The organism is Deinococcus sp., assembly GCF_030523985.1.
In the GTDB taxonomy this organism is placed as follows: domain Bacteria; phylum Deinococcota; class Deinococci; order Deinococcales; family Deinococcaceae; genus Deinococcus.
This window is the reverse complement of sequence record NZ_JAUNHK010000048.1, coordinates 5,064-11,133: the sequence shown is the minus strand read 5'-3', so window position 1 is coordinate 11,133 and position 6,070 is coordinate 5,064. Positions and strand designations below refer to the sequence as shown.

Genomic DNA, 6,070 nt, shown 5'->3' with positions numbered 1-6,070 from the left:
GCGTGACCCTATCCACTCCCGCACTGAACACGGCCCCGCCCCTCGCTCCTGGCAAGATGGCGAGCGACCTGACCGTCAACAACGTCGAAGTCGTCTACCACGACATCGTGCAGGTGCTGCGCGGCGTATCGCTCACGGTGCGGGCGGGCAGCGTGACCAGCCTGCTCGGCACCAACGGCGCGGGCAAGACCACCACCCTGCGGGCCATTTCGGGCCTGCTCAAACCGGAAAACGGCAAAATCCGCGAAGGCACCGTCACCTTCGAGGGCAAGACCCTGTCGAGCATGAACGGCACCGAGGTCGTCAAGAGCGGCGTGGTGCAGGTGCCCGAAGGCCGCCGGGTCTTCAAGCACCTCAGCATCGAGGAAAACCTGCGGGCTGGGGCCATCCTGGGCCGGGGGAACTGGAAGGCCGACCTGGAGCGCATCTACAGCTATTTTCCTAAACTGGAGATGCTGCGCCACAAGCAGGCCGGGTACACCTCCGGCGGGGAGCAGCAGATGATCGCCATCGGGCGGGCACTGATGGCGCACCCCAAGGTGCTGCTACTGGACGAACCGAGCCTGGGCCTCGCGCCGCTGCTGGTGCAGGAAATCTTCGACAACGTGCGCCAGATCAACCAGCGCGAGGGCCTGGGCGTGCTGGTGGTCGAGCAAAATGCCAACCTCGCCCTGCGCCACTCCGACTACGGCTACGTGATGGAAGGCGGGCGCATCGTGATGGAGGGAAAAAGTGCCGAACTCGCCAGCAACCCCGATGTCAAGGAGTTCTACCTCGGCGTGACCGAGCAGGGCAGCCGCAAGAGCTTCCGCGATGTCAAGAGCTACAAGCGGCGCAAACGCTGGATGTAGAGCATTTGACAAAAGAACGCAGTGATTTTGTCCGAGCAGCGCGAGTGAATTTAGATGAGCAGGACGAAGAATGAAGCGGGCGGCGGTGCTGTCCCGACGCACGCGTAATTCGGAGAATTGCTCTAGGCGGTCCTTGACCGTCGCGAACCGTCGAAGCCGCTTTTTACTTCTCTGCTGATGGGGAAGGCTGGGAGTCCTATGACCGATACGCTGTCGCCACCGTCTTTATCTGAACCCGTAGGTTTTTGCGCCCTGCTGTCGCGGCTGCGCGAATTGCCGCTCTACCGCGCTACTTTGCGCGAAGTGCCTACCGCCTGGGCCGACGTGCCTTTTCTGACCCGTGAGCGCCTGACCGAAGCCTTTGAAGCGGGCGAACTGGCCCACCCCGGCGCTGTGCGGGTTCACCTGACCCCCCACCCCGGCGGCGGCTGGCTGCTCGAGTACGCGACCCGCCGCGACGTGGAGAGACACGGTGAGGCGGGAGCGCGGGCCTTTGCGCGGGCCGGGATCCGGGAGGACGACCATGTGCAGGTGGCCTTCGGCTACCACCGCTTTGCGGGCGGCTGGCTGATGCAAGACGGCCTGGAAAGTCTGGGGGCCAAGACCATTCCCTTCGGGCCGGGCGAAACCGAGGCGCAACTCGAAACGCTGCGGCGGCTGGGGGTGCGCGTGCTGGTGTCGGCCCCCAGTTTTGCCCAGAAACTCGGTGAGGCGGGAGCCAAGGTCGAACTGCTCATCGCGGCGGGCGAACCCTTCACCAGCATCGCCGGGCGGCGGCAGCGGGTACAGGAGGCGCTGGGCGGCTTGGCGCTCGACTGCTACGCCACCAGCGAGGCCGGACTGATTGCGCTGGAAACGCCGCAGCAAGACGGGCTGCGGGTGCTGGACGACTGGGTCTTTGTCGAGGTGATTGACCCCGAAACCGGAACCCCGGTGCCCGACGGCGAGCGCGGCGAACTGGTTGTCACCCACCTGACGAAAGAGGCCATGCCGCTGCTGCGCTTTCGCACGGGCGACTTGACCCGGCTGGAACGGCGCAGGGACGGCACCTTCCTGCCCGGCGGCGTCTTCGGCAACGTGGGCGGCATGCTCAAGGTCAAGGGCGTCAAGCTGTTTCCGCGTGAGGTCGCCTTCTGGCTGGCGGGACACGGCCTCGACCACACCCAGCACACGCTGCGGCTGCATTCGGTGGGTGGAGCCGACCGCCTGCACCTGTCGGTACGCTCGGAAGCCCGCGCCGACCTCGAAGACCTGCGGGCCGACTTTCAGCGCCGCTTCGCCATCCGTGCCGACGAGTTGCACCTCGACCCGGCGCACGAAGGTCAGGGCGTGCAGGACGAACGCGGGTAGGGGTTCTTAAATCCTCGGAACAAGCGGGCCAGCCGGGAGGGATTCCGACTGGCTCTGATTATTCGGCGCTGACCACCTGTACCCCGGCAGCTTCAAAGGCGGCGCGGGCATCGGGGGCGGCGGCGTCGGTCACCCAGGCCCGCACGTCGCCCAGCGCGGCGAAACTGGCAAAACCGGGCAGACCCCATTTGCTCTGGTCGGCCAGCAGGATGGTCTGGTGCGCCCGCCGCATGATGGCGGCCTTTTGCTGGGCCTCGGTGCCGTTGGAATTGGTCAGCCCCTGCACCGGGTGAATGCTGGTACAGCCGACGAAAAACAGATCGTAACCGTAGCGTTCCACCGTCGCCAGCGCGTCGGGGCCGGTCACGCTGTAGGTGCTGCCGTAGACCTCGCCGCCGACCATGTACAGCGCACACTCCCCGTTGAGCGCGTAGGCCACGTCTATGCCGTGCGTCACGATGCGGAGTGTCCTGAGCAGCGTGGGCGCGTCTCGCAGGGCCAGCGCCAGGGCGAGCGCGGTGGTTCCGGCATCCAGATAAACGGTTTGCCCCGGCGTCATCAGCGGCAGCGCGGCGCGGGCCAGTTGCGCCTTGCCTGCGCGGTTGATTTGTTCGCGGTCGCGGTAGAACTGGTCCTGGTTGGGCGGAGCCGGCGCTTCTGCCAACGCTGCGCCGCCATGCACCTTGCGAATCAGGCCCCGCGCCGCCAGCGTGTCGAGGTCGCGCCGGGTCGTGGCACTGCTGACCCCCAGCGCCCCGGTGAGCGCCGTCGTCCGCAGCGGGCCACGCTCGGCCAGCAGTTGCAGGATGCGCGTCAGGCGCTCCTCGGCAAGAAGGGAGGTCATGCCCCCACATGTTAGCGCAATCGCTCAGAATTGCTCAAAGGGAATCAGAGGAGGGGAGAGGACGCGAGTCGGGAAAGGACGGGCGCGGCAGAGCGGCCTTCTCCTAGGATTGACCACGCTGATAAGCTGACTCTACCCCCATCCGGTCAGCCTTCCTTTTTCGGCCTCCTTTCGCCCAGTCGTCTCGACTTGCACTCTGTTATTCCTTCACCTAGTATCAGGTACGTTCAAAATCAATCACAATTCGTCAAACCTGTGCAGCACCGAGGCGTGGGCAAAGCCGGAGAAGGCGCTCCGGAGAGGAGAAAAGCAATGATTGAACTTTCGCGGCAGTTGGTCAGGGTGGGCGCAGCGCCCGCCAGCAAGGACGAAGCCCTCTCGCAGGTGGTGGAACTGCTGGCGGCGGGCGGCAAGGTCGACCCCGCCTACCTCGCCGGAATGCGCGAGCGCGAAACCCAGGCCAACACCTACCTGGGCAGTGGCGTCGCCATTCCCCACGGCACCCCAGAGTCGCGTCACCTGATTCGGCAAACGGGCATCGCCGTGCTGCAGGTTCCGGGCGGGGTGGACTGGGGCGAGGACGCCGACGGCCCGGTGCATCTGGTCATCGGGATTGCGGCGGCGAGCGACGAACACCTGCAAATCCTGCGCCGCCTGACCCGCGTGCTGGGCGACGAAGCCCTGGTTGAGCGGCTGTGGGTCACCCCCAACCCCGACGACATCGTGGAGGCGCTGACGGGTGAGCGGCCTGCCCCGGCGGCGGCGGGTGCCACGTCCGGTGACCTGCCCCACACGGCCCAGGTCACGCTGCCCAACCCCCAGGGGATGCATGCCCGCCCCGCCACCATGCTCGCCACGATGGTCAAGAAAGCCGGGGCCAAAGTGCGCCTGACCCGCGTGGACAACGGCAAATCCGGCGACGCGACCAAACTGATGGACATGCTCAGCCTGGGCCTGACCAAAGGCACGCTCCTGACCGTTTCCACCGATCAGCAGGCGCTGTTGCCGCAACTGGTGGACGCGATTCAGGCCGGGCTGGGCGACGACCTCAGCGCCCCGGCGCAGGCTGGCCCGGCTCCGACCCGCCGCCTCGACTGGGAGCCGCAGAGCGTGGCCGCGACCCTGGAAGGCGTGGGAGCCGCCGACGGTCTGGTGATGGGCCGCACCCGGCAGCACGCGCCCCGGCCCCTGGTCGTGCCTGACGAACCCGGTGACCCCGCCGACGGAGCCGCCCGCCTGGACAACGCGCTCAAGGCCGCCGACGCCGAACTGTCGGTGGTGATGGACGACGTGCGGGCCAAATTCGGCGCGGACAAAGCCGCCATTTTCGGGGCGCACCGCGAACTGCTGGCCGACGAAGGCACCGTGCAGGACGCCGTGGGCCGCATTCTGGACGGGCACGGCCCCGCCTGGGCCTACCAGCAGGCCACCAACGAACGCATTGACCAGCTCAAGAAACTCGACGACCCCACGCTGGCGGCCCGCGCCATCGACCTCAGCGACGTGCAGCGGCGGGTGCTGCGGCATCTGCTGGGCCTTCAGGAAGACAGCGTGCCGACGGGTGAGCAGGTCATCCTGCTGGCCCCCGACCTGACGCCGAGCGACACCGCCCGCCTCGGCCCCGACACGCTGCTGGGCTTTGCCACCGCGCAGGGTGGGCCGACCAGCCACACCGCCATCATCGCCCGTGGCCTGGGCCTGCCCGCGATGGTGGCGGCGGGCGACGGGGTGCTGGACGTTCCCGACGGCACCCTCGCCATTCTGGACGGCTCGGCGGGCCGCCTCTACCTCAGTCCCTCCGAGGCCGACGTGAGCGCCGCCCGCACCCGCATGGACGTGCTGGCGCAGGAACGTGAGCAGGCGCGGGCGCAGCGCCACCAGCCCGGCGCGACCTCCGACGGCGTGCGGGTCGAAGTCGCCGCCAACATCAACCGTGCGTCCGACGCGGCGGGCGCCCTCGACGCCGGGGCCGAAGGCGTGGGCCTGATGCGGACCGAGTTCCTGTTTCTCGAACGCGACTCGATTCCCACCGAGGCCGACCAGGAAGCCGAATACCGGGCGATGGCGCAGGCGCTGGGCGACAGGCCGTTGATTATCCGCACCCTCGACATCGGCGGCGACAAGGAAGTGCCCTACCTGGGGCTGGCCCGCGAGGACAACTCCTTCCTAGGCATTCGCGGCATTCGCCTGTGCTTCGAGCGGCCCGACCTGTTCATGCCGCAACTGCGGGCGATTGTGCGGGTCGCTGGGGACCACCCGAACGTTCACGTCATGTTCCCCATGATTTCGACCCTGGAAGACTTCCGCCGCGCCCGCGCCATGTTCGATGAAGTGCGGGCCGAGTTCGGGGTGGGCCACGTGCCGCTGGGCGTGATGATCGAAGTGCCTAGCGCCGCGCTGATGGCCGAGAGCCTCGCGCCCGAAGTGGATTTCTTCAGCGTCGGCACCAACGACCTGACCCAGTACACCCTGGCGATGGACAGAATGCACCCCCAGCTGGCCCGCCAGACCGACGCCATGCACCCCGCCGTGCTGCGCCTGATCGGGCTGACGTTGGACGCCGCCACCCGCCACGGCAAATGGGTGGGCGTGTGCGGTGGCGCGGCAGGCGACGATGTGGGTTGCCTCATGCTGGCGGGCCTGGGCGTGAAGGAACTATCGGTGAGTACGCCGCAAGTCGCCACCGTCAAAGCCGCCCTGCGCGGGCACAGCAGCGCCGAACTGCGTGACCTGGCCCAGCGGGCACTTGGGCAGGCCGACGCCGCAGCGGTGCGGGCGCTGGTGAAGGGTTGAGATGCCGCGCCTTCTGACCCTGACCCTCAACCCCGCGCTGGACATGACCGTGCGGGCCGACGGCTGGACGCCGAACACGGTCAACAGCGGGCAGGAACTCCACCTGAATGCGGGCGGCAAGGGCGTGAACGTGGCGTCTTTTTTGACCGACTGGGGCGCCAGCGTGACGGCGACTGGCTTGCTGGGAGCCGACAACGCCCAGGCTTTCGAAAGTCTTTTTCAGGCCAAGGGC

General features: G+C 67.6%; 5 protein-coding genes. 4 read left to right on the top strand and 1 reads right to left on the bottom strand.

Annotated features, from left to right (window positions below):
• Positions 1 to 56 precede the first annotated feature (56 nt).
• Positions 57 to 851, top strand: coding sequence for an ABC transporter ATP-binding protein (locus tag Q4C89_RS08615; protein WP_303102205.1), 795 nt, complete (start codon positions 57 to 59; stop codon positions 849 to 851).
• Between the two features lie 198 nt (positions 852 to 1,049).
• Positions 1,050 to 2,201, top strand: a complete 1,152-nt coding sequence (locus Q4C89_RS08610; protein ID WP_303102196.1) for a phenylacetate--CoA ligase family protein — start codon at positions 1,050 to 1,052, stop codon at positions 2,199 to 2,201.
• Positions 2,202 to 2,259: 58 nt separating this feature from the next.
• Here Q4C89_RS08610 and Q4C89_RS08605 read toward each other — a convergent pair whose 3' ends face one another.
• Positions 2,260 to 3,045 carry a DeoR/GlpR family DNA-binding transcription regulator gene (locus tag Q4C89_RS08605; protein ID WP_303102195.1) on the bottom strand — a complete coding sequence of 262 codons (786 nt, stop codon included), beginning with the start codon at positions 3,043 to 3,045 and terminating at the stop codon, positions 2,260 to 2,262.
• A 312-nt stretch (positions 3,046 to 3,357) separates the two neighbouring features.
• Here Q4C89_RS08605 and ptsP point away from each other — a divergent pair, with 312 nt between their 5' ends.
• Together ptsP and Q4C89_RS08595 are read left to right on the top strand one after the other, a co-directional pair.
• A complete protein-coding gene (ptsP, locus tag Q4C89_RS08600) occupies positions 3,358 to 5,838 on the top strand; it encodes a phosphoenolpyruvate--protein phosphotransferase (protein WP_303102194.1) in 2,481 nt (826 codons plus the stop codon).
• Position 5,839: 1 nt separating this feature from the next.
• On the top strand, positions 5,840 to 6,070 hold a 231-nt coding region (locus tag Q4C89_RS08595; protein WP_303102193.1), incomplete at its 3' end, for a PfkB family carbohydrate kinase.